The 1,421-nt window shown below is 40.5% G+C and carries 2 protein-coding genes; both read right to left on the bottom strand.

Annotated features, from left to right (window positions below; translation table 11 throughout):
* Window positions 1-594 precede the first annotated feature (594 nt).
* Window positions 595-882 carry a hypothetical protein gene (locus I8752_RS22235; RefSeq protein ID WP_214434444.1) on the bottom strand — a complete coding sequence of 96 codons (288 nt, stop codon included), beginning with the start codon at window positions 880-882 and terminating at the stop codon, window positions 595-597.
* A gap of 273 nt (window positions 883-1,155) precedes the next feature.
* Window positions 1,156-1,421 (bottom strand): hypothetical protein (locus I8752_RS22230; protein ID WP_214434443.1); only part of this gene is annotated, 266 nt, incomplete at its 5' end.

Genomic DNA, 1,421 nt, shown 5'->3' with positions numbered 1-1,421 from the left:
GGGCTGGGGAATAATCGCTCATAATTTGACTATTATCGGTCGAGTTTTAGTTTCTCAAGCTAGGAATGTTAACTAAACTACTATTTTTATACCCAGCTATAAATCACTTCATTAAGATTACTTTCTTTTACCAGATATTTGAATTTATCTAAGTTTCAGATTGTTGATATTATCGCTTTGCATATTATATTTTTTATCGAGCATTTAATATTAATTTTGTTTTATTTTATTTCCAGTTTCGCACCGCGAACTAGTCTAAACTCCAGTAGATCACTTACAACCCACATTCCGCAGGTAAGTTGAAAAATCTTGGATTTTCCATAACCCAGATATAACAATGCTTTCAGGTATTTGATATTTATTCTAAATTCTGCGATCGCAACTGAGTTGAGAGTCAAAATCAATCTTATTGACACTATTGTCAATAAACTTAGTCTGTTTGACCTTGAATAGTTCTACGACTCCCCATAGATGATAAAAAGCCTGAAGTGTTTATGGAAGTTGAGTTTTAGCAATTTTGGAAAAATTCAGATTTTGACGAAGCTACCTGCGAAGAGCAAATTTTTGAGTATATATACTCATGCGGAATATGGGTTACAAAGCTAGACCCAGACATTCAGCCCGAAGTATGGCAACAAGCTGCTTTATTCTGCCAAAGGTAAAGTACCATCTCATCGCATTGTCAAAGATGTCGTGCAGCGAATCATGGAAAGGACGAGAGTTCCCAACACATACCAGATTGGCGAAGTCTGCCAAGTTCTTACAAAAGACAACTCCGAACTCAGGGGTAAAAGCGGCTGTTGGGCGATTGTCACTCAAGTGAATGACTTTAGTTGCACCGTGAGAACTTGGGATGAAGAATTGACGGTTAGGGTGCAGCATTTGAAGTCTTATGATTACTTGCCCCAGGAATGCGAACAGATGCTCTTGATCTGCGATGCCTGACGGCAAGCCCTCCAGCTTTTTGAATTATTACTAGCATTTGGTGCGATGTCTGCGGCAAGCTGCAAAGCGTTTGCGCGCGATTGAATTGCCAACACAGTTGGCTAGAGTTCAGGGCAACTGACTCCAAGGCGAACAACTAACCTAGACCCGAAAGGGCGAGGGGACAAGAGCATGTTCGTAGGGCGTATCTAGCGTTTGGGGGAGGGGGAACTAACGTGCCAGACTCCGTAGCAAGTGGGAAGATATCTGTGTGGCTAAGACTTCAGGTTCTAGGTTTTGATTTTGGACAACGAGTAGATCGTAAAGAGTCCAATTAATCGTACCAATAATGCTGTTAATAGTAATTTGAACATTAAGTGCAGGTGGATTGAGGAATATCCCTTGAGCAATACCATCTTCAATAATGGTCAATAAAATATTGCGATAGTTTAGTCGCGCCGACTGAAGTTGTTCAGTTGCTGCGATGTCACCATAAC

The organism is Dendronalium phyllosphericum CENA369, from assembly GCF_016056275.1.
Lineage (GTDB): Bacteria > Cyanobacteriota > Cyanobacteriia > Cyanobacteriales > Nostocaceae > Dendronalium > Dendronalium phyllosphericum.
The sequence above is the reverse complement of the archived record's forward strand: the minus strand, read 5'-3'. Positions and strand labels throughout refer to the sequence as shown.

Bases quoted from the DNA above. Each gene is read 5' to 3' on its own strand.
- I8752_RS22235 (WP_214434444.1), bottom strand. From the start codon at position 882: ATGCTGCACCCTAACCGTCAATTCTTCATCCCAAGTTCTCACGGTGCA.